The sequence below is a fragment of the Burkholderia cepacia genome, from assembly GCF_001718835.1.
In the GTDB taxonomy this organism is placed as follows: Bacteria; Pseudomonadota; Gammaproteobacteria; order Burkholderiales; family Burkholderiaceae; genus Burkholderia; species Burkholderia cepacia_F.
The window spans coordinates 609567-630140 of record NZ_CP013443.1; the positions used below are offsets into that span (position 1 = coordinate 609567).

General features: G+C 65.8%; 19 protein-coding genes. 11 read left to right on the forward strand and 8 right to left on the reverse strand.

Translation table 11 applies throughout. The features are described 5' to 3' along the window. The first annotated feature begins 134 nt into the window (after positions 1 to 134). Together obgE and proB are read left to right on the forward strand one after the other, a co-directional pair. Positions 135 to 1247: a GTPase ObgE gene (obgE, locus tag WT26_RS06160; protein ID WP_069272385.1), complete on the forward strand. Its 1113-nt coding sequence runs from the start codon at positions 135 to 137 to the stop codon at positions 1245 to 1247. Positions 1248 to 1337: 90 nt separating this feature from the next. Then, positions 1338 to 2456, forward strand: a complete 1119-nt coding sequence (gene proB, locus WT26_RS06165) for a glutamate 5-kinase (protein ID WP_059528622.1) — start codon at positions 1338 to 1340, stop codon at positions 2454 to 2456. Between the two features lie 82 nt (positions 2457 to 2538). Here the strand turns inward: proB and WT26_RS06170 are convergent, their stop codons facing one another. Continuing rightward, the gene (locus WT26_RS06170) at positions 2539 to 3147 is read right to left on the reverse strand and encodes a CNP1-like family protein (RefSeq protein WP_059528625.1); all 609 of its coding nucleotides are present in this window, start codon (positions 3145 to 3147) and stop codon (positions 2539 to 2541) included. A gap of 13 nt (positions 3148 to 3160) precedes the next feature. Continuing rightward, the gene (locus WT26_RS06175) at positions 3161 to 3808 is read right to left on the reverse strand and encodes an RNA pyrophosphohydrolase (protein ID WP_069272386.1); all 648 of its coding nucleotides are present in this window, start codon (positions 3806 to 3808) and stop codon (positions 3161 to 3163) included. Between the two features lie 238 nt (positions 3809 to 4046). Between WT26_RS06175 and WT26_RS06180 the strand changes: the two genes are divergently transcribed. Both WT26_RS06180 and WT26_RS06185 read left to right on the forward strand, forming a co-directional pair. Next, positions 4047 to 5783, forward strand: a complete 1737-nt coding sequence (locus tag WT26_RS06180) for a proline--tRNA ligase (RefSeq protein WP_027788433.1) — start codon at positions 4047 to 4049, stop codon at positions 5781 to 5783. A gap of 21 nt (positions 5784 to 5804) precedes the next feature. After that, positions 5805 to 6407 (forward strand): MarC family protein, encoded by a 603-nt coding sequence (locus tag WT26_RS06185; RefSeq protein WP_009688453.1) that lies wholly within the window; start codon positions 5805 to 5807, stop codon positions 6405 to 6407. 93 nt (positions 6408 to 6500) lie between these two features. Here the strand turns inward: WT26_RS06185 and WT26_RS06190 are convergent, their stop codons facing one another. Both WT26_RS06190 and ffh read right to left on the reverse strand, forming a co-directional pair. Continuing rightward, the gene (locus tag WT26_RS06190; RefSeq protein ID WP_059528628.1) at positions 6501 to 7052 is read right to left on the reverse strand and encodes a hypoxanthine-guanine phosphoribosyltransferase; all 552 of its coding nucleotides are present in this window, start codon (positions 7050 to 7052) and stop codon (positions 6501 to 6503) included. Between the two features lie 94 nt (positions 7053 to 7146). Then, positions 7147 to 8514 carry a signal recognition particle protein gene (ffh, locus tag WT26_RS06195; RefSeq protein WP_021159890.1) on the reverse strand — a complete coding sequence of 456 codons (1368 nt, stop codon included), beginning with the start codon at positions 8512 to 8514 and terminating at the stop codon, positions 7147 to 7149. Positions 8515 to 8605: 91 nt separating this feature from the next. Between ffh and WT26_RS06200 the strand changes: the two genes are divergently transcribed. The 7 genes from WT26_RS06200 (at position 8606) to WT26_RS06225 (ending at position 16524) form a co-directional block, all read left to right on the forward strand. Further along, the gene (locus WT26_RS06200) at positions 8606 to 9499 is read left to right on the forward strand and encodes a cytochrome C assembly family protein (RefSeq protein WP_027788432.1); all 894 of its coding nucleotides are present in this window, start codon (positions 8606 to 8608) and stop codon (positions 9497 to 9499) included. Positions 9500 to 9512: 13 nt separating this feature from the next. Continuing rightward, on the forward strand, positions 9513 to 9830 hold the full coding sequence (locus tag WT26_RS06205) for a PP0621 family protein (protein ID WP_069272387.1): 318 nt from the start codon (positions 9513 to 9515) through the stop codon (positions 9828 to 9830). Beyond that, complete coding sequence (gene ampD / locus WT26_RS06210) at positions 9827 to 10417, forward strand: 1,6-anhydro-N-acetylmuramyl-L-alanine amidase AmpD (RefSeq protein WP_069272388.1); 591 nt, start codon at positions 9827 to 9829, stop codon at positions 10415 to 10417. Before WT26_RS06205 ends, ampD begins: the two co-directional genes overlap by 4 nt. A 451-nt stretch (positions 10418 to 10868) precedes the next feature. Beyond that, positions 10869 to 13859, forward strand: a complete 2991-nt coding sequence (locus tag WT26_RS06215; protein ID WP_059664245.1) for a ribonucleoside-diphosphate reductase subunit alpha — start codon at positions 10869 to 10871, stop codon at positions 13857 to 13859. Between the two features lie 365 nt (positions 13860 to 14224). After that, the gene (locus tag WT26_RS06220; RefSeq protein WP_059528638.1) at positions 14225 to 15436 is read left to right on the forward strand and encodes a ribonucleotide-diphosphate reductase subunit beta; all 1212 of its coding nucleotides are present in this window, start codon (positions 14225 to 14227) and stop codon (positions 15434 to 15436) included. 82 nt (positions 15437 to 15518) lie between these two features. Further along, positions 15519 to 15845, forward strand: a complete 327-nt coding sequence (locus WT26_RS35320; protein ID WP_080982133.1) for a hypothetical protein — start codon at positions 15519 to 15521, stop codon at positions 15843 to 15845. Positions 15846 to 15873: 28 nt separating this feature from the next. Continuing rightward, positions 15874 to 16524 (forward strand): histone H1-like DNA-binding protein, encoded by a 651-nt coding sequence (locus tag WT26_RS06225; protein ID WP_069272389.1) that lies wholly within the window; start codon positions 15874 to 15876, stop codon positions 16522 to 16524. A gap of 203 nt (positions 16525 to 16727) precedes the next feature. Here WT26_RS06225 and WT26_RS06230 read toward each other — a convergent pair whose 3' ends face one another. The 4 genes from WT26_RS06230 to WT26_RS35325 form a co-directional block, all read right to left on the reverse strand. Then, on the reverse strand, positions 16728 to 17201 hold the full coding sequence (locus tag WT26_RS06230; RefSeq protein WP_021161893.1) for a glycine zipper 2TM domain-containing protein: 474 nt from the start codon (positions 17199 to 17201) through the stop codon (positions 16728 to 16730). Positions 17202 to 17220: 19 nt separating this feature from the next. Next, positions 17221 to 18159: a carbohydrate kinase family protein gene (locus WT26_RS06235; protein WP_021161892.1), complete on the reverse strand. Its 939-nt coding sequence runs from the start codon at positions 18157 to 18159 to the stop codon at positions 17221 to 17223. 85 nt (positions 18160 to 18244) lie between these two features. Continuing rightward, positions 18245 to 18748, reverse strand: a complete 504-nt coding sequence (gene tpx / locus WT26_RS06240; protein WP_059664249.1) for a thiol peroxidase — start codon at positions 18746 to 18748, stop codon at positions 18245 to 18247. 73 nt (positions 18749 to 18821) lie between these two features. Continuing rightward, the gene (locus WT26_RS35325) at positions 18822 to 20537 is read right to left on the reverse strand and encodes a DUF3426 domain-containing protein (protein WP_081333711.1); all 1716 of its coding nucleotides are present in this window, start codon (positions 20535 to 20537) and stop codon (positions 18822 to 18824) included. Positions 20538 to 20574: the final 37 nt, after the last annotated feature.

The following is a 20574-nucleotide window of genomic DNA, read 5'->3' on the forward strand; positions in this document are numbered from 1 at the left end:
TTTTTTTATTTGGCCGCCGGGCGCATGCGCGTTCCGGCGACCGTTGCGCAACCGGCGTACGATCGGCCGAACGGCAGATTGTTCAAGCGCGCCGGCGCGCGGCACAATAGCGGAAATACTGGGCGGAGTGACGAATGAAGTTCATTGACGAAGCACGAATCGAAGTCATCGCCGGCGACGGAGGCGATGGCAGTGCGTCGATGCGCCGCGAGAAATTCGTCCCGTTCGGCGGGCCGGACGGCGGCGACGGCGGTCGGGGCGGCAGCGTGTACGCGATCGCCGACCGCAACATCAACACGCTGATCGACTACCGTTACGCGAAGAAGCATCTGGCGCGCAACGGCGAAAACGGGCGAGGCTCGGATTGCTACGGCAAGGGCGGCGACGACGTCACGCTGCGCATGCCGGTCGGCACGATCATCAGCGACATGGATACCGGCGAGCTGATCGCCGACCTGACCGAGCACGACCAGCAGGTGATGCTTGCGCAGGGCGGTGCCGGCGGGCTCGGCAACCTGCATTTCAAGTCGAGCACGAACCGCGCGCCGCGCCAGAAGACGGACGGCAAGCCCGGCGAGCGTCGCATGCTGAAGCTCGAGCTGAAGGTGCTCGCCGATGTCGGCCTGCTCGGCATGCCGAACGCAGGCAAGTCGACGTTCATCTCGTCGGTGTCGAATGCGCGGCCGAAGATCGCCGACTACCCGTTCACGACGCTTGCGCCGAATCTCGGCGTGGTGCGGGTCGGCCCGAGCAAGAGCTTCGTGATTGCCGACATCCCGGGGCTGATCGAGGGCGCCGCCGAAGGCGCGGGCCTCGGCCATCAATTCCTGCGCCACCTGCAGCGCACCGGCGTGCTGCTGCACCTGGTCGATCTCGCGCCGTTCGACGAAAGCGTCGATCCGGTTGCGGAAGCGACGGCGATCGTCGGCGAACTGCGCAAGTACGACGAGGCGCTCTACGAGAAGCCGCGCTGGCTCGTGCTCAACAAGCTCGACATGGTGCCGGAAGACGAGCGCGAGGCGCGCGTCGCGGATTTCCTCGAGCGCTTCGAGTGGGACGGCCCGGTGTTCGAGATCTCGGCACTGACGGGCCAGGGCTGTGAAGCACTGTGCTACGCGATCTACGACTACCTCTCCGAACATTCGGACGCGCATCGCGCGGCGGAGGCGGAAGATCTCGCGGCGGACGTACGTTTCCGCGACACGCCCGCGCGCGACGGGCAGACGGCATCGGACGCCGACGCCTGAGCGGCGGGTGCGCGCCGGGCGCGAGCCGCCCGGCGCCGGCGTTCAGTCGCGCCCGGCCGGGCAGGCATCAGATACAGGAGACAGTGCAGGATGCGTTCGATCATCGCGGATTCGAAGCGATTGGTGGTGAAGGTGGGCTCCAGCCTCGTGACCAACGACGGCAAGGGGCTCGATCATGCTGCAATCGGCCGCTGGGCGGCCCAGATCGCCGCGCTGCGCGCCCAGGGCAAGGAAGTCGTGCTCGTCAGCTCGGGCGCGATTGCCGAAGGGATGCAGCGGCTCGGCTGGAGCAAGCGGCCGCGGGAAATCGACGAGTTGCAGGCGGCCGCTGCAGTCGGCCAGATGGGGCTCGCGCAGGTCTACGAGAGCCGCTTCACCGAACACGACATCCGCACCGCGCAGATCCTGCTGACGCATGCCGACCTGGCGGACCGCGAGCGCTACCTGAATGCGCGATCGACGCTGCTGACGCTGCTGCGGCTCGGCGTCGTACCGATCATCAACGAGAACGACACGGTCGTCACCGATGAAATCAAGTTCGGCGACAACGACACGCTCGGCGCGCTCGTTGCAAACCTGATCGAGGGCGATGCGCTGATCATCCTGACCGACCAGTCGGGGCTGTTTACGGCCGATCCGCGCAAGGATCCGAACGCGACGCTCGTCGCGGAAGCGAATGCGGGCGCGCCGGAACTCGAGGCGATGGCGGGCGGTGCGGGCTCGAGCCTTGGTCGCGGCGGGATGCTGACGAAGATCCTCGCGGCGAAGCGCGCGGCGCACAGCGGCGCGAATACGGTGATCGCGAGCGGCCGGGAGTCCGACGTGCTCGTGCGTCTGGCGGCCGGCGAGGCGATCGGCACGCAACTGATCGCACGTACCGCGCGGATGGCTGCACGCAAGCAGTGGATGGCCGATCACCTGCAGGTGCGCGGCCATGTCGTGATCGATGCGGGTGCGGTCGAGAAACTGACGGCCGGCGGCAAGAGCCTGCTGCCGATCGGCGTGACCGACGTACAGGGCGCGTTCGCGCGCGGCGAAGTCATCGCGTGTGTCGGCCCCGACGGGCGCGAAGTGGCGCGCGGGCTCACGAACTACAGCAGCGCGGAGACGAAACTGATTCACCGCAAGCCGAGCGGCGAGATCGAATCCGTGCTCGGCTACATGCTGGAGCCCGAACTGATCCATCGCGACAACCTGGTGCTGGTGTGACCCGTCCGGTCCGGTGATCGTCGATATGCAAAAGCCCTCGTGACGAGGGCTTTTGCTTTTCGGCTTCGGCCGGCCGGCGCGATCAGCGCAACTGGCTCATCGCGGTGCGGTGAAACCGGATGTTCTCCAGGATCTGCCGGGTCGAGCCTTGCGGCATCTTGTTCGCGCAGAAGTAATCCTGATACAGCGCCGAGTGGTAGGCATTCAGCTCGCCGTTCTCGATGCGCTGCCAATCGTTCTCGACCGTGCGATCCCAGCCGTCGTGGTCCGAATTCAGACCGGCATACTGGCGCCATTCGTAGGTGTCGCAGCGGATGCCTTCGTAGTTCACGTTGCGCGCGCCGGCCGGGCTCGTGACGACGACCGCGTAGCGCACGACGCCGTCGGTGCCGACCGCGAGCGACTTCGCATCGACGAAGAACTTGAGCGGCGTGTTCTGCGATACGTTGAACGGCAGCAGGTCGCTTGCCTGCGGCAGCGGCGGCAGCGAGTCGACCGTGTTTTCCTTCCAGGTACCCTGGCGGTCCAGCAGATACACGAACTCGCTGTCATCCTTGTTGGTCGGCGTCTTCGAATTCGCGCAACCTGCCAGCGCGGCCACCGCGGCAATCGATGCGAGCGCGAGAGCAATCGCTTTCAATATGCATTCCTCGTAAAAAAAGGGCGCGACACCAAGGTCGCGCCCGGTCATGCAGTTCGATTCGTCACTTGCCGACGATCACGCGGGGCGGCATCTCGTCGAGCGTGCTCGCTTCCACTTCGATCTCCGAACAGACTACCGATGTGTCGACAATCGTCAGCGTCTGCTGGGGCTGCGATTCCACGACGCGCGGATAGCGCGACAGACGCGGCCCACGCGGCTTCTCGGCTCGCTGCGCCGGGCGGCGCAGGAAGCGCGACAGTTCCGTCAGCGCCAACTGATAGACATCCCGCTTGAACTCGATCACCGCATCGAGCGGCACCCAGTACTCGTTCCAGCGCCACGCATCGAACTCCGGGTGGTCGGTCGCGCGCAAGCAAATGTCGCAATCGCGTCCAACCATCCGCAGCAGGAACCAGATCTGCTTCTGGCCGCGGTAATGACCGCGTACTTCGCGTTTGATGAACTTGTCAGGCACCTCATAACGCAACCAGTCGCGAGTGCGGCCGATTATCTTGACGTGTTCCGGATGCAGGCCCGTTTCCTCGTGCAGTTCCCGGTACATCGCCTGCATGGGGGTCTCGCCGTACTTGATCCCCCCTTGAGGAAACTGCCAGGAATGCTCGCGGAGCCGCTTGCCCCAAAACACCTCGTTGCGCGCGTTCAAGAGGATGATGCCGACGTTCGGGCGAAAGCCTTCACGATCCAGCATACAACCACCTTCGAATCCTTTAAAATTGCTTTGATTATAAACAGATAACGGGCGCTGCGCACCGTGGCGGAGCGAATCCGCGCGGGGCACACCGACTGAATTGTCCCTGATTAGTCTGCTACGTCATCTGCGCCATCGTCGTCCATTGCCGTCCATTGCCGTTCGCCGCGCGCAGCTTTTTCACCTTGAAACTTTTTCGGGCGCCCCGCCTGGGGGCGCCGTTTTTGGAACCGTCCGCATGAAAGCTTCCCGTTTCTTTATCGGCACCCTGAAAGAAGCACCCGCCGACGCAGAGATCGTCAGCCACAAGCTGATGGTGCGCGCCGGCATGATCCGTCGCGTCGCCGGCGGCATCTATAACTACCTGCCGGTCGGCCTGCGTTCGATTCGCAAGGTCGAGGCGATCGTGCGCGAGGAAATGAACCGGGCGGGCGCCATCGAGCTGCTGATGCCGGCCGTGCAACCAGCCGAACTGTGGCAGGAGTCGGGCCGCTGGGAACAGTACGGCCCCGAGCTGCTGCGCTTCAAGGACCGCAAGGACAACGACTTCGTGATCGGGCCGACGCACGAGGAAGTCATCACCGACATCGCGCGCAACCAGATCAAGAGTTACCGGCAGATGCCGGTGAACTTCTACCAGATCCAGACCAAGTTCCGCGACGAGATCCGTCCGCGCTTCGGCGTGATGCGCGGCCGCGAATTCATCATGAAGGACGCGTACTCGTTCGACAAGGATGCGGCCGGCCTGAACGAGTCGTATCGCAAGATGTACGACGCGTACGTGCGCATCTTCACGCGCCTCGGCCTCGAGTTCCGTGCGGTCGCGGCCGACAGCGGCTCGATCGGCGGCAACTTCTCGCATGAATTCCACGTGATCGCCGACACCGGTGAGGACGCGATCGCGTACTGCCCGACGTCCGAGTTCGCGGCGAACGTCGAAGCGGCCGAAGCGCTGCCGCTGAGCGCCGAACGCGCGGCACCGGCCGAGGCGATGGCGAAGGTCGCGACGCCGGGCAAGGCGAAGTGCGAAGCCGTCGCCGAACTGCTGGCCATCCCGCTCGAGCGCACGATCAAGTCGATCGTGCTCGCGACCGACAACGAAGGCGCCGAGCCGACCATCTGGCTCGTGATGCTGCGCGGCGATCACGACCTGAACGAGATCAAGGTGTCGAAACTGCCGGGCCTGAAGAATCACCGCTTCGCGACCGAGCAGGAAATCGTCGAGTGGTTCGGCACGCCGCCGGGTTATCTCGGCCCGGTCGGCACGAAGAAGCCCGTGAAGGTGATCGCGGATCGCACGGTCGCGAACATGAGCGACTTCGTCGTGGGCGCGAACGAGGTCGACTATCACATCGCCGGCGTGAACTGGGGCCGCGACCTCCCCGAGCCGGACGTCGCCGACGTGCGCAACGTGAAGAAGGGCGACCCGTCGCCGGACGGCAAGGGCGTGATCGACATCTGCCGCGGCATCGAGGTCGGCCACGTGTTCCAGCTCGGCACCAAGTATTCGGAAGCGATGGGCGCAACGTTCCTCGACGAGTCGGGCAAGCCGCAGCCGATGCTGATGGGCTGCTACGGCGTCGGCGTCACGCGTATTCTCGGCGCGGCGATCGAGCAGAACTTCGACGACCGCGGCATCATCTGGCCCGAATCGATCGCGCCGTTCGAAGTCGTGCTGTGCCCGATGGGTTATGACCGCAGCGACATGGTGCGCGAGACCGCCGACAAGCTGTACGCGGAACTGGCCGCGGCCGGCATCGACGTGATCCTCGACGACCGTGGCGAGCGCCCGGGCGTGATGTTCGCCGACTGGGAGCTGATCGGTGTGCCGCATCGTCTCGTGATCGGCGAGCGCGGCCTGAAGGAGGGCAAGATCGAGTATCAGGGCCGCCGCGACGCCGAAGCGACGCTGCTGCCGGCCGACGCGGCTGCGGCGACGGTCGCGGAGAAGATCCGCGCCGCGCTCGCGCGCTAAGCGCACCGACCGGGGAACGCGGTGGAATACACCTTCCTGTCGGCCACCGTGCTCCTGGTGCTGATCACCGATCCGCTCGGCAACATCCCGCTGTTCATCTCGGCCATGCGGGATGTGCCGCGCGAGCGGCGCGTGAAGCTGATCCTGCGTGAGGTGGGGATCGCGTTCGTGATCCTGCTGTTCTTCATGCTGGTCGGCGATCGCTTCCTGCGGATGATGAGCCTCACCGACCTGTCGCTGCGGCTCGGTGGCGGGATCGTGCTGTTCCTGATCGCGCTGCGGATGATCTTCCCGCATCCGGACGGCGCACTCGGCAACGATCCGCGCGCGGGCGGCGAGCCGTTCATCGTGCCGCTCGCGATTCCGGCGCTCGCCGGGCCGTCTGCGCTCGCGACGGTGATGCTGCTGACGTCGCAGGGGCCGGGCAAGATGCTCGAGTGGGTCGGCGCGCTGACGGTGACGATGATCGTCTGCGCGGTGACGCTGGTGCTGGCCGAGCGGATCCAGCAATGGATCGGCGAACGGACCGTCGCGGCGTTCGAGCGGTTGATGGGCCTCGTGCTCGTCGCGATTTCGGTCGAGATGATGCTGGGCGGCATTCGCGCATTCGTGCACCAGCTGTAGGCGGGGCGGGCGGCGCGTGCCCACGAAAAAGCGGCGCTCCGGGAAACCGGAGCGCCGCTTTCTATTTATATAGTGTAGTGCGGAGCAGGGCGCTCAGACGTTCGTGGTCAGCGCGCGGATCGTCGGCAGGTTGCGCCAGTAGCCCTTCGCATCCATCCCGCAGCCGAACACGTAGCGATCCGGCACCGCGAAGCCGCAGAAGTCGGGGTGCAGCGGCTTCGCCTTCGCGAGCGTCTTCTCGCACAGCACGGCCGACATGAAGCGCTGCGCGCCCATGTCGAGGATGCGGTCGCGGATCGCGGCCATCGTCTCGCCTTCGTCGAGGATGTCGTCGAGCACGAGCACGATCCGGTCCTTCACCGATTCGCGCGGCGCGACGCGCCAGTGCATTTCCGGGCTTCCCTGCGTCGTGTTGCGGTAGCGGGTCAGGTGGATGTAGTCGAATTCAAGCGGGAAATCGAGATGCGGCAGCAGCATCCCGGTAAACACCGCGGCGCCGCCCATTACCGAGAGAACGAGCGGGAACGCATCGCCGATCTCGGCGCGGATCGCGTCGGCCATCCGGGAGATCGACGCATTGACGGCGTCGGCCGAGACGATCTCTTCGGAGTGGTTGAAAATGTGGAGGGCTTCTTCGCGGTTCATGTGTTCTGGCGGGCAGTCGGTATACAAATAAGAATGAAGCAGAACGGCCGGCGCGCGCTACAGCAAAAACCCGCGCGCCGGCCGATGGGCGGAATCAGCGCATGCCGGGCATCATGCCCTTCAGGCCGCGCATCATCTTCTGCATGTTGCCGCCCTTCAGCTTCTTCATCATCGTACGCATCTGGTCGTACTGGTTCAGCATCCGGTTGACTTCCTGCACCGGCACGCCCGCGCCGGCTGCAATGCGGCGCTTGCGCGTCGCCTTGATGATCTCGGGTTTCGCGCGCTCGGCGGGCGTCATCGAGCTGATGATGCCTTCCATCCGGCGGATCGATTTCTCGGCCTGGCCCATGTCGGCGCCGGCCGCCGCCTGCTGGAACTGGGCGGGGAGCTTGTCCATCAGCGACGACAGGCCGCCCATGTTCTTCATCTGCGAGATCTGCGCGCGGAAATCGTTCAGGTCGAAGTCGCCGCCTTTCTTGACCTTGTCGGCGAGCTTCTGCGCGGCCTGCACGTCGACGCCGCGCTGCGCCTCCTCGACGAGCGCGAGGATGTCGCCCATGCCGAGGATCCGGTTAGCCATCCGGTCGGGGTGGAACACCTCGAGGCCGTCGAGCTTCTCGGCCACGCCGACGAACTTGATCGGCTTGCCCGTGACGTGACGCACCGACAGCGCGGCGCCGCCGCGCGAATCGCCGTCGAGCTTGGTCAGCACCACGCCGGTGAGCGGCAGCGTGTCGTTGAACGCCTTCGCGGTGTTGACCGCGTCCTGGCCGAGCATCGCGTCGACGACGAACAGCGTTTCGGCCGGCTTCAGCGTGCCGTGCAGCGCGGCGATTTCCTGCATCATCGCCTCGTCGATACCGAGGCGGCCGGCCGTATCGACGATCAGCACGTCATGGTAGTGGCGCTTCGCCCAGTCGACGGCCGCGACCGCGATGTCGACGGGCTTCTGGTCCGGCGTGGACGGGAAGAAGTCGGCGCCGACCTGTTCGCTCACCGTTTTCAGCTGCATGATCGCGGCCGGGCGATACACGTCGCACGACACGGTCAGCACCTTCTTCTTGTACTTCTCGCGCAGCAGCTTCGCGAGCTTGCCGGCGGTCGTGGTCTTGCCCGCGCCCTGCAGGCCGGCCATCAGGATCACCGCGGGCGGCGTGACCGCGAGGTTCAGTTCGGCGGCCTTGCCTTCGTAGTCGCCGCCGATCACGGCGGTCAGTTCCTTCTGGACCACGCCGACGAGCGCCTGACCCGGCGACAGGCTGCTGATCACTTCTTCGCCGAGCGCCTTTTCCTTGACCTTGGCGATGAATTCGCGGACGACCGGCAGCGAAACGTCGGCCTCCAGCAGCGCGAGACGCACCTCGCGGAGCATCTCCTGCGTGTTCGCCTCGGTAAGCCGGGCCTCGCCGCGCAGCGTCTTGACGACGCGCGCCATCCGTTGAGTGAGATTGTCGAGCATGGGGAGCGATGGACAGTGGGGCCCGAAGGCGCGCGGCGGAACCGAACAAAGGGAGCCGTCGCGGGAAGGGGGCCTAGTGTAAACTTCGAACATGGATATTGTACTGTATGCCCTCACCGCATTCCTGTACGGCGGCCTTGCCGTCGCAGGCTGGCGCACGCACCGTCAGGGCGCGACGCCGCTCGTCGCGAGCGTGCCGGCCGTGCCGGTTCCCGCGTCCGCCGCGTCCGGGATGAGCGGGGCCGGCCGCGCGCTGCTGTTCGCCGCGCTCGTCGCGCACGGCGTGCTGCTCCATACGACCATCTTCCCGCACGACGCGATGGTGTTCGGCTTCGCGTTCGCGCTGTCCGCGATGTTCTGGCTCGGCGCCGGCATCTACTGGATCGAGAGCTTCTTCTTCCCGCTCGACAGCCTGCGGCTGCTCGTGCTGCCGCTCGCGTGCGGTGCGTCGCTGCTGCCGCTCGTGTTCGGCGGCGTGCGGGTGCTGCCTTATGCCGCAGCGCCGCTGTTCAAGCTGCACTTCCTGATCGCGAACATCGCGTACGGGCTGTTCGCGATCGCCGCGCTGCACGCGATCCTGATGCTGATGGTCGAGCGGCGCCTGCAGTCGCTGAGGAGCGGCGGACGCGACGGCTCGACGGGCTGGATCGCGAGCTGGCTCGAGACGCTGCCGCCGCTGCTCACGCTCGAGAAGCTGCTGTTCCGCCTGATCGGCGCCGGCTTCGTGCTGCTCACGCTGACGCTCGCGTCGGGCATCCTGTTCAGCGAGCAGGTCGATGCACGCGCGCTGCGGCTCGACCACAAGACCGTATTCGCGATCCTGTCGTGGCTGATGTTCGGCGGCCTGCTGGTCGCCCGCAAGACGTCGGGCTGGCGTGGCCGCGGTGCCGCGCGCTGGGTGCTCGTGTCGTTCGCCGCGCTGCTGCTCGCGTATGTCGGCAGCCGGTTCGTTTTCGAGGTGTTGCTGCACCGTTCCGTGGTTTGAACGCAGGTTTCCGATGCGACAGATTCTTCTCCTGATTCTTCTCTTCTTCGCGGGTTCGTGGCTCGCGCGCAAGCTGCGCCAGGCGCAGGCGCAGGCGCGAACCGGGCAGGGCGCCGGTCGCGAAGCGGGGCCCGGCGCCGGTGCGCAAGGCTACCGCGGCGCCGCGCGCGCGGGCGGCGCGCAGCCGCTTCCCGAGCCGATGGTGCGCTGTGCCGAATGCGGCGTGCACGCGCCGAAGGGCGATGCCGTCGTCGCGGGCGGCGAATACTTCTGCAGCACCGAGCACGCACAGCGCCACGGCGCGCGCACGAACGACCGCGGCGCGCGATGAGCGGCGCGCGGTTCCTGTCGATCGACGCGAACGGCTGGGTGCGCGAAGCGCGCCACGCGCCGTCGCCGAATTTCGAGGTGCGTCCCGCGGGCGCGGTGCCGACGCTCGTCGTCGTCCACAACATCAGCCTGCCGCCCGGCGAGTTCGGCGGCGACGCGATCGAGGCGCTGTTCCTGAACCGCCTCGACTGCGATGCGCACCCCTATTACCAGAGCCACCTGCGCGGCGTGCGCGTGTCCGCGCACTTCCTGATCCGCCGCAGCGGCGAACTCGTGCAGTTCGTGTCGTGCGACGAGCGCGCGTGGCACGCGGGCTCGTCCGAGTTCTTCGGCCGGCCGCGCTGCAACGACTTCTCGATCGGCATCGAGCTCGAGGGCGCGGACGACGTGCCGTTCGACGACGCGCAGTACGCGACGCTCGGCACGCTCGCGCGCGGGCTCGCAGCCCGCTATCCAGTCGACGCGTTCGCCGGTCATTCCGATGTCGCGCCGGGCCGCAAGACCGACCCGGGTCCGCATTTCGATTGGCAACGCTTCGCGAGCGATGCCGGGTTTTCCGCCGAATACTTTCCTTTCCGTCAGCACTGATCGCGGGGTTTTTTGACGCGCGGGAACTATTTTTCCGGCGAATGCCTTGTCGTGTCTGCGCGTGAGCGATGTCAAGACCTCCATCGCAAATTATCCGTTTTGACCTCGTCCGAATGTCCACTATACTTGGTGCCAGTTGAGCGGTTCTGCACTAGATATAGTGTGTGTCGCAGGGGAAACCCGAGCGGCACCGGCCGGCGGCCAACGCCGGCGGACAGGGTTCTCAGGGCGGCGCGTCAGGCCGGGCGGTCCGGGCGTCGCGATCAGCGCAGCAAGTGTCGACGGGGCGCAGGACACATGACGAAGCACCAGACCGGATCACGTGCATCACGACGACCGAACCGGCTTCCCCGGCGCATCGCTCGCCTCTTACCGCTCGCGCACCGCGTTGCGCAGCGTTCGTTTTAATCCGCGGTTCTCTCCGCACCATCCAACACCAGGAGCTTTGCACATGCAAACCACCGACAACGCGACGTCCCAGTACGAGAGCGCCTCGAGCCGTCCGCTCGGCGGGACCGAACAGGGCGCGAAGGCGCTCGCGCCGCAGGCCACGTTCGCCGACTACAAGGTGATCCGCCGCAACGGCAGCGTCGTATCGTTCGAACCTTCGAAGATCGCGATCGCGGTGACCAAGGCTTTCCTGGCCGTCAACGGCGGGCAGGGCGCGGCATCGGCGCGCGTGCGCGAGCAGGTCGAACAGCTGACGCACAACGTCGTGCGCGCGCTCGTGCGCAGCCGCCCGAACGGCGGTACGTTCCATATCGAAGACATCCAGGACCAGGTCGAACTCGCGCTGATGCGCGGCGGCGAGCACAACGTCGCGCGTGCGTACGTGCTGTATCGCGAGAAGCGTCACCTCGAGCGCCAGCATGCGGGCGAGGAAGCCGCGGCAGCGGGCGGCGAGTCGAGCACCGGCATCAACGTCGTCGACAACGGCGTCACGCGCCCGCTCGACCTGAACGCACTGCGTGCACTGATCGTGTCGGCATGCGACGGTCTCGGCGCTGCGGTTAACCCTGACCCGATCGTCGCGGAAACGGTGAAGAACCTGTACGACGGCGTGCCGATGAGCCAGGTCTACGACTCGGCGATCCTCGCGGCGCGCACGATGATCGAGAAGGATCCGGCATACAGCCAGGTCACGGCCCGCATCCTGCTGCACACGATCCGTCGCGAGATCCTCGGCGAGGAAGTCGTCCAGGCCGAGATGCCGGCCCGTTACGCGGAATACTTCCCGCAGTTCCTGAAGCGCGGCGTCGACGCCGGCCTGCTCGACGACAAGCTGCTGCAGTTCGACCTGAAGCGCCTCGGCGAAGCGCTCGACGCGAACCGCGACCTGCAGTTCGGCTACCTCGGCCTGCAGACGCTGTACGACCGCTACTTCCTGCACGTCGACGGCACCCGCATCGAAATGCCGCAGGCATTCTTCATGCGCGTCGCGATGGGCCTGTCGCTGAACGAGATCGACCGCGAGACGCGCGCGATCGAGTTCTACAACGTGCTGTCCAGCTTCGACTTCATGAGCTCGACGCCGACGCTGTTCAACTCGGGCACGCACCGCTCGCAGCTGTCGTCGTGCTACCTGACGACGGTCGCGGACGATCTCGACGGCATCTATGAGGCGCTGAAGGAAAACGCGCTGCTGTCGAAGTTCGCCGGCGGCCTCGGCAACGACTGGACGCGCGTGCGTGCACTCGGCTCGCATATCAAGGGAACGAACGGCAAGTCGCAAGGCGTGGTCCCGTTCCTGAAGGTCGTCAACGACACGGCCGTCGCGGTCAACCAGGGCGGCAAGCGCAAGGGCGCGGTCTGCGCGTACCTCGAATCGTGGCACCTCGACATCGAGGAATTCCTCGAGCTGCGCAAGAACACCGGCGACGACCGCCGCCGTACGCACGACATGAACACGGCGAACTGGATTCCCGACCTGTTCATGAAGCGCGTGATGGAAGGCGCCGACTGGACGCTGTTCTCGCCGTCGACCTGCCCGGACCTGCACGACAAGTTCGGCGCCGATTTCGAGAAGGCTTACACGGCTTACGAAGAGAAGGTCGCGCGCGGCGAGATCAAGCTGTTCAAGAAGATCCCGGCGCAGCAACTCTGGCGCAAGATGCTCGGCATGCTGTTCGAGACGGGCCACCCGTGGATCACGTTCAAGGATCCGTGCAACGTGCGCTCGCCGCAGCAGCACGTCGGCGTCGTCCACTCGTCGAACCTGTGCACGGAAATCACGCTGAACACGAGCGACACCGAAATCGCGGTGTGCAACCTCGGCTCGGTGAACCTCGTCGCCCACCTGGTGAAGCAGGCCGACGGCAGCTACGCGCTCGACCACGAGAAGCTGAAGCGCACGATCAGCGTCGCGATGCGCATGCTCGACAACGTGATCGACATCAACTACTACGCGGTGCCGAAGGCGCGTAACTCGAACCTGAAGCACCGTCCGGTCGGCATGGGCATCATGGGCTTCCAGGACTGCCTGCACCTGCTGCGCACGCCGTACGCGTCGGAAGCGGCGGTCGAGTTCGCCGATCGTTCGATGGAAGCGGTCTGCTACTACGCGTACTACGCGTCGACCGAGCTGGCCGAGGAACGCGGCCGCTACTCGAGCTACCGCGGCTCGCTGTGGGATCGCGGCATCCTCCCGCAGGACACGCTGAAGCTGCTGACGGAAGCGCGCGGCGGTTACGTCGAGGTCGACACGTCGGCGTCGCTCGACTGGACGTCGCTGCGTTCGCGGATCGCCGCACACGGCATGCGCAACTCGAATTGCGTCGCGATCGCGCCGACGGCGACGATCTCGAACATCATCGGCGTGTCGGCCTGTATCGAGCCGACCTTCCAGAACCTGTACGTGAAGTCGAACCTGTCGGGCGAATTCACGGTGGTCAACGAGTACCTCGTCCGCGACCTGAAGGAACGCGGCCTGTGGGACGAAGTGATGGTCGCCGACCTGAAGTACTTCGACGGCATGCTGTCGCGCATCGACCGCATCCCGGCCGACCTGCGCGCGATCTACGCGACCGCGTTCGAAGTCGACCCGACGTGGCTGGTCGAAGCGGCATCGCGTCGCCAGAAGTGGATCGACCAGGCGCAGTCGCTGAACATCTACATGGGCGGCGCGTCGGGCAAGAAGCTCGACGAGGTCTACAAGCTCGCATGGCTGCGCGGCCTGAAGACGACCTACTACCTCCGCACGATGGCGGCGACGCACGTCGAGAAGTCGACGGTCGCGCACGGCGCGCTGAATGCAGTGCCGACGAGCGGCTCGAGCAGCGGCGGCGCGCAAGGCGCAGCGGGCGGCTTCGGTGCGGCGGGCGGCGATGCGTCGTCGGGCGCGGTCAACGCAGCACCGGCACTCGCGCCGGTCGAGGCGGATGGCCCGGTGTGCACGATGCGTCCGGGCGATCCTGGCTTCGACGAGTGCGAAGCGTGCCAGTAACGCAGTGCGCCTGACCTGAGAAGCAGGCAAGGGCGGCGCACACGACGACCGATCGAGGTTGAAGTGTGCGCCGCTCTCAACTAAAAAAATGATAAGGAATCTGTAACGCGGCACCTGCGTTGCAGGCAGTGACAAGCGATCGAAACGTCCCCGACGACGTCGTGTTTCGGTCAGCGTTCGATGCGTCGAGCGCACCTCGCGATACACGCGCGACTCGCATCGCGCGCTGCATGAATGACGATGCGTTGCTCAAAGTGTTGTATCGAGGTCGCAACGCGAATCGAAAAAAGGATTTTTCGTGAGCGAACCCTTTTATCGCTCAGGAAAAGATGGTACAAACCGTTCTAAATTGATGGTGAGAATTTATGCTCAACTGGGATGACGAGAAGACTGCCGTAACCCCCGCGAGCGGAGCGCAGCAAAACGCGATGCGCACCTCCGCCGGGATGGCTGTCGGAATGCAGGCTGCAACGCCTGCCGCCCATCAGGTCCGTGACATTTTCGAAGGCGATCTTGCGGTGCCGCCGCAAGCATCGGCTGTTCCCGCCGGCGGTTCGGAAGCGCGGGTCAATGTCGCCGACAAGCGCATCATCAACGGCCAGACTGACGTGAATCAGCTGGTGCCGTTCAAGTACAAGTGGGCGTGGGAAAAGTATCTGGCCGGTTGCGCGAACCACTGGATGCCGCAGGAAATCAACATGTCCCGCGACATCGCACTGTGGAAGGACCCGAACGGTCTGACCGAGGACGAGCGCCGCATCGTGAAGCGCAACCTCGGCTTCTTCGTGACGGCCGATTCGCTCGCGGCGAACAACATCGTGCTCGGCACGTACCGCCACATCACGGCGCCCGAGTGCCGGCAGTTCCTGCTGCGCCAGGCGTTCGAGGAAGCGATCCACACGCACGCGTACCAATACATTGTCGAATCGCTCGGTCTCGACGAAGGCGAGATCTTCAACGCGTACCACGAGGTCACGTCGATCCGCGCGAAGGACGAATTCCTGATCCCGTTCATCCACACGCTGACGGATCCGGCCTTCAAGACCGGCACGCTCGAAGCGGACCAGAAGCTGCTGAAGTCGCTGATCGTGTTCGCCTGCATCATGGAAGGCCTGTTCTTCTATGTCGGGTTCACGCAGATCCTCGCGCTCGGCCGCCAGAACAAGATGACGGGTGCTGCAGAGCAATATCAGTACATCCTGCGCGACGAGTCGATGCACTGCAATTTCGGTATCGACCTGATCAACCAGATCAAGCTCGAGAACCCGCATCTCTGGACCGCGGAATTCCGCGCCGAGATCCGCGAGCTGTTCAAGCAGGCTGTCGAACTCGAATACCGCTACGCCGAAGACACGATGCCGCGCGGCGTGCTGGGTTTGAACGCGTCGATGTTCAAGAGCTATCTGCGCTTCATCAGCAACCGCCGTTGCCAGCAGATCGGCCTCGATCCGCTGTTCCCGAACGAGGAAAACCCGTTCCCGTGGATGAGCGAGATGATCGACCTGAAGAAGGAACGCAACTTCTTCGAGACGCGTGTGATCGAGTATCAGACGGGCGGCGCGCTGTCCTGGGAATGACCCGCAGCAGCGACTCCGTCACGACGACGAGAAGCCGGCCGCCTCGCGGCGCCGGCCCTAGGTTTAGGAGCAAGAACGCCTGATGCAAAGCATGCCCGGTGCCTTAACGGCCCAACGACACGACAGGCACTTTGCGAACCCTTCAGTGGGATGGGCAAACTTCCCTCCGGAAAAAGCGGACGGCCGTGTGGCGGTCCGCTTGATCAAGCGATTAGGGGTAGCGGCGCGAGGTGCGCCGGCTACCGACTTGATTTGGCGCGCGAGGCCGGGTGGTCACGCGCGCCATACCGTATTCATTAGCGTAAGCGCGTGGTATCCGCGTACGCCGATGAATAGCCCGCTTCGAAGCGCACGTCCTGAACAGCGTCCGCGGGAAGCGGGTTTTGACGAAGGGTGTAGTTTGAACTGACTCTCATCTGAACCTGAAGGAGAACAACATGGCTACCGCCAAGAAGAAACCGGCTGCTAAGAAGGCTGCTGCGAAGAAGGCTGCTGCTCCGGCGAAGAAGGCTGCTGCAGTGAAGAAGGTTGCTGCGAAGAAGGTCGCGGTGAAGAAGGTTGCTGCGAAGAAGGCAGCACCGGCGAAGAAGGCCGCAGCGAAGAAGGCTGCTGCGAAGAAGGCCGCACCGGCGAAGAAGGCTGCTGCGAAGAAGGTTGCTGCGAAGAAGGTCGCGGTGAAGAAGGTTGCTGCAAAGAAAGTCGCTGCGAAGAAGGTCGCGGTGAAGAAGGTTGCTGCGAAGAAGGCAGCACCGGCGAAGAAGGCCGCAGCGAAGAAGGTTGCAGCCAAGAAGGTCGCTGCGAAGAAGGCAGCACCGGCGAAGAAGGCTGCTGCGAAGAAGGCCGCACCGGCGAAGAAGGCTGCTGCGAAGAAGGCCGCGCCTGCGAAGAAGGCTGCTGCGAAGACGGCAGCGCCCGCCAAGAAGGCTGCTGCACCGGCCAAGAAGGCTGCAGCTCCGAAGAAGGCCGTCGTGAAGAAGGCTGCGCCGGCAACGACCGCGTCGACCGCATCGGTTGCGCCGGCATCGGGCGTGAAGACCGCGCTCAACCCGGCAGCGGCATGGCCGTTCCCGACCGGCAGCCGTCCGTAATCGAGGCTGACCCGCACTACCCGGACACTCACGTGGTGTCCGTGGGTTGAGTAGCGCTACTCAATCAGTCCCGCCATCTGGCTCAGGTGGCGGGATTTTTTTCGTCCGCACGCGGCAGCACGGGGCGGCCAGGCGAAAAAAAACGCATGTGCAGCTTCGCACATGCGTTCGACCGCGGCTTGCGCCGCGAGCTGAGGTACCTGTTAGTGCGTGACGCGCGTGACGCCGCCGCTCGACAGCAGTCGTACCCGCTCGCCGGCGCGGAACGCTTCGCCGCTTGCTGCCTGCGTGATCGAGCGCAGATCGCCGTTGTCGAGGCGCACGGTGATTTCGACACCGTTCGCCGTGCTGAGGTTTTCGCCGACCGCGTTGCCCGCGACCGCGCCGACGAGACCGCCTGCGATCGCGGTCAGGATCGATCCCTTGCCGCCGCCGATCGCGCTGCCTGCCACCGCACCGAGTGCGCCGCCGCCGAGCGTGCCGATCGCACTACCGCCGCCGTCGGACTGGATGCGCACTGCACGGACGCTTTCGACCGTGCCCATGCGGACCGTCTGTTCGCGCTGCGCCTGGCCGACGCTATAGACATCCGCCGAGCCCGGCGCGGTGAAGCAACCGGTGAGCGTCAGCGAGGCCGTCAGCATGGCCGCGAGCGTGAGGGTCTTTTTCGTCAACATCTTTGCTCTCCCACAATATTCATTTGAGACTGTAACCGAATGCAGTCTCGAAGCGCGCGTCGATCTCGGCGCGCGTCAGTACGTAAGTCTGGGGCCCCTGGTGGGCGATCTTGATCGAGCCCATCAGGCTCGCGAGGCGGCCCGTGGTTGCCCAGTCGAGGCCATGCTCGATGCCGTACAGCAGGCCGCCCCGGAAGGCATCGCCGCAGCCGGTCGGATCGGCGATGTGCTCGGCCGGTACGACCGGAATCTGCTCCGCACCCTGTTTGTGGCGGATGGTCGCGCCGTGCTCGCCACGCGTAATGACGAGGGCGTCGACCCGGCTGGCGATTTCATCTTCGGACCATCCCGTCTTGTCGCTCACCAGCTTGGCCTCGTAGTCGTTGACCGCTACATAGGTCGCAAGTTCAATGCTGCGGCGCAGCGTCGCACCGTCGAACAGCGGCAGGCCCTGGCCCGGATCGAACACGAACGGCACACCGGCCTTCGCGAGCTCTTCCACGTGCTGCACCATCCCGTCGAAGCCGTCAGGGCCGACGATCGCGAGCTTGATGTCCGGCGCGTCGCCCGCGTGGTTCAGGTGCGATTGCATCATCGCGCCCGGGTGGAACGCCGCGATCTGGTTGTTGTCGAGATCGGTCGTGATCATCGCCTGCGCCGTATAGGTGTCGGGCAGCACGCGAACGTGGTCGCGGCGCAGGCCGAGCTGGTCGAGCCGGTCGAGATACGGCTGCGCGTCGAGCGCGCCCACCGTTCCCATCATGCGTGCATCGCCGCCGAGCAGGTGCAGCGCGTACGCGATGTTGCCCGCGCAGCCGCCGAATTCGCGGCGCATCGTCGGCACCAGGAAGCTCAGGTTGATGAGGTGCACCTGGTCGGGGAGGATGTGCTCGCGGAACCGCCCTTCGAAGGTCATGATGGAGTCGTAGGCGATCGAGCCGCAAATCAACGTAGCCAAGGTGTGCGTTCCTGTAGAAATGAGGGACCCTGCGCGACAACGCCGCGCGAAAGGCGCGGCGCGGCAGGGGAAAGCGAAAGAAAGCTTACTTCAGTGCGGCGAGCGCTGCATCGTAGTTCGGCTCGTCCTTGATTTCGCCGACGAGTTCCGCGTGGATCACCTTGTCCTGCGCGTCGAGCACGACGACCGCACGGGCGGTCAGGCCGTTCAGCGGGCCGCTCGTCACGTCGACGCCGTACGCGTTCGCGAACGCGCGGCCGGTGCGGAACGTCGATGCCGTCACGACGTTCGCGAGGCCTTCGGTCGTGCAGAAGCGCGTCGCGGCGAACGGCAGGTCGGCCGACACGACGACGACAACCGTGTTGTCGAGCGACGATGCGGCTTCGTTGAACTTGCGGGTCGACGTCGCGCAGGTCGGCGTGTCGAGGCTCGGTACGATGTTCAGTACCTTGCGCTTGCCGGCGAAGCTGGCGAGCGACAGGTCGGCGAGATCCTTGCCGACCAGCTTGAAATCGGCGCCTTGCGCGCCGACGGCCGGGAACGTGCCGGCGAGATCGATCGGGTTGCCACCCAGCGTAACTTTGCTCATGTTCGTGCTCCGAATGAGCGCGCCGCTCGGGCGCGCGGGTTGAGACGGGCGCGCATGCGCGCGCCGCGGTGCGTCACGGATAGAAGATCTGGACGCGGAAATTCGAGGCGGGCGTGCCGTTCGTTTCGAGGCGGACGACCATCGTCTGCGTCGTGCCGGGCGGCAACCCGGCGTCGATCGGCGTGCCCGGGCGCACGTAGTCGCGCGGCGCGAGTACGCGGCGCACGGTCACGTGGTTGGTGTCGTCCAGCAGCGTCAGCTCGAGCGACGGGTACGCGAGCGCGACGCGGTAGCGGTTCGTCAGCGGTACCTTCAGCTCGAGCTCGCGCGGGCCGTCGAGCTGGCGCAGGTCGGTCGCGTCGAGCCGCAGGCCGTCGATCGCGCGCGGCGGCGCGACCGTGCAGCCGAGCGGCGCGCAGGCCTGCCGGAACCAGCCCTGCGTGAGCGGCCAGTGGATCATCAGCGTTTCGCGTTGCCACCACGCGAGTTGCGCGACGAGCAGCACGGCCAGCACGGCGGCGACGAGGCCGCCGAAAAAGCCGCCGAGCATCCCGCGCCGCTGCGGCGCGCGCGTCTCGCGCGTGACGGCGAAGTGAGGACGATCGTCGTCGGCGGCCGGGATGGCCGAGAACGGTTCGGGGGCTGCACCGGCGGCGAATTGCGGTTCGCGTTGCGTGCGGGTGGCAGCGCGATCGGCGTCGGCGGAGGCATCGGCTGCGAAGCGGGGCTCGTGCTTGTCGTGCGCGGAGGCGAGCGGCGCGCGTTCGTCAGCGGCCGGTGCGTGTTCGCGCGTCGCGGACGGCGCTTCGGCGCCGAGGCGCGGCTCGCGCGCATCGTGTCGTGCGTCGTGCGCCGGGCCGAGGTCCGCGGACGCCGACGGTGCCGCCGGCTGCGCGGCAGCGGCGGCCGCAAAACCCGGGGACGGTTCCGGCGTTGCAGTCAGGCGAACGACGCCCGGTGCGGTTTCGAGCGCGGCATTCGCGTCAGGCAGCACAAGCGGAATCAGCGGTTCGGCGCTGACGTTCCGGCCACTGTGCTGCAACGACGGATCGACGTTGCCGTCCAGCCACGGCGCCCACATGTCCCAGTGATCCGGACGGAAGTCGGCATGCGTCGGGTGTTCGCCGGGCGCGTTGTCGACGAACAGCCGCGGCGGGGGTGTCGCGGGCAGGTCCGCAGCGTGATGCGCTTCGGTTTCGGGAACGGGGCTTGCGGCAGCGGGCGTTCCGGCGGCGGGCGATTCGACAGCAGGCGATTCGATCGCGCGCGCCTCGTCAGCGGGTGCCTTGGCCGCAGGGGTTTCGACGGCGGGCGTTTCGGCAGAAGGTGCTTCGACAGCCGGCGATTCGATCGCAGCCGCTTCATCGGCGAATGCTTTGGCCGGAGGGGCTTCGACGGCCGGCGTATCGGCAGCAGGTGCTTCGACAGCCCGGGATTCGATCGCAGCCGCTTCATCGGCGAGTGCTTTGGACGGAGGGGCTTCGACGGCGGGAGTTTCGACCGCGGGCGCTTCGAAAGCCGCGGCTTTGGTCGAAGGTGCTTCGACCCTGGCCGCTTCTACGGCAGCCGCGTGGTCAGCACCGGGCGCTTTCTCGGCAACGCGTTCATGATCCGCATCGCCGGCGAGCGCCGCCTCCGGCTGCGGCGCATGCTCGTGGACGAGCGATTCCGCCGCATCGAAGATTTGCCGGCAGTGCCCGCAGCGCACCAGCCCGCCGTGCAGCACGAGCTGTTCCTGCTGCAGCCGGAAGACGGTTTCGCAATGAGGGCAGCGCGTCGCAAGAAGCATGTCGAGCCGGGCGGCCTGCTGGCCAGAGTGAAGGACA

What these genes read in the sequence shown, in the direction of transcription:
- WT26_RS06175 (WP_069272386.1), bottom strand. Translation starts at nt 3,808, where the DNA reads ATGCTGGATCGTGAAGGCTTTCGCCCGAACGTCGGCATCATCCTCTTG.
- WT26_RS06190 (WP_059528628.1), bottom strand. Translation starts at nt 7,052, where the DNA reads ATGAACCGCGAAGAAGCCCTCCACATTTTCAACCACTCCGAAGAGATC.
- WT26_RS06215 (WP_059664245.1), top strand. Translation starts at nt 10,869, where the DNA reads ATGCAAACCACCGACAACGCGACGTCCCAGTACGAGAGCGCCTCGAGC.
- WT26_RS06180 (WP_027788433.1), top strand. Translation starts at nt 4,047, where the DNA reads ATGAAAGCTTCCCGTTTCTTTATCGGCACCCTGAAAGAAGCACCCGCC.
- WT26_RS06230 (WP_021161893.1), bottom strand. Translation starts at nt 17,201, where the DNA reads ATGTTGACGAAAAAGACCCTCACGCTCGCGGCCATGCTGACGGCCTCG.
- ampD (WP_069272388.1), top strand. Translation starts at nt 9,827, where the DNA reads ATGAGCGGCGCGCGGTTCCTGTCGATCGACGCGAACGGCTGGGTGCGC.
- obgE (WP_069272385.1), top strand. Translation starts at nt 135, where the DNA reads ATGAAGTTCATTGACGAAGCACGAATCGAAGTCATCGCCGGCGACGGA.
- WT26_RS06205 (WP_069272387.1), top strand. Translation starts at nt 9,513, where the DNA reads ATGCGACAGATTCTTCTCCTGATTCTTCTCTTCTTCGCGGGTTCGTGG.
- WT26_RS06200 (WP_027788432.1), top strand. Translation starts at nt 8,606, where the DNA reads ATGGATATTGTACTGTATGCCCTCACCGCATTCCTGTACGGCGGCCTT.
- WT26_RS06170 (WP_059528625.1), bottom strand. Translation starts at nt 3,147, where the DNA reads ATGACCGGGCGCGACCTTGGTGTCGCGCCCTTTTTTTACGAGGAATGC.
- WT26_RS06225 (WP_069272389.1), top strand. Translation starts at nt 15,874, where the DNA reads ATGGCTACCGCCAAGAAGAAACCGGCTGCTAAGAAGGCTGCTGCGAAG.
- WT26_RS06220 (WP_059528638.1), top strand. Translation starts at nt 14,225, where the DNA reads ATGCTCAACTGGGATGACGAGAAGACTGCCGTAACCCCCGCGAGCGGA.
- proB (WP_059528622.1), top strand. Translation starts at nt 1,338, where the DNA reads ATGCGTTCGATCATCGCGGATTCGAAGCGATTGGTGGTGAAGGTGGGC.
- ffh (WP_021159890.1), bottom strand. Translation starts at nt 8,514, where the DNA reads ATGCTCGACAATCTCACTCAACGGATGGCGCGCGTCGTCAAGACGCTG.
- WT26_RS35325 (WP_081333711.1), bottom strand. Translation starts at nt 20,537, where the DNA reads ATGCTTCTTGCGACGCGCTGCCCTCATTGCGAAACCGTCTTCCGGCTG.
- WT26_RS35320 (WP_080982133.1), top strand. Translation starts at nt 15,519, where the DNA reads ATGCAAAGCATGCCCGGTGCCTTAACGGCCCAACGACACGACAGGCAC.
- tpx (WP_059664249.1), bottom strand. Translation starts at nt 18,748, where the DNA reads ATGAGCAAAGTTACGCTGGGTGGCAACCCGATCGATCTCGCCGGCACG.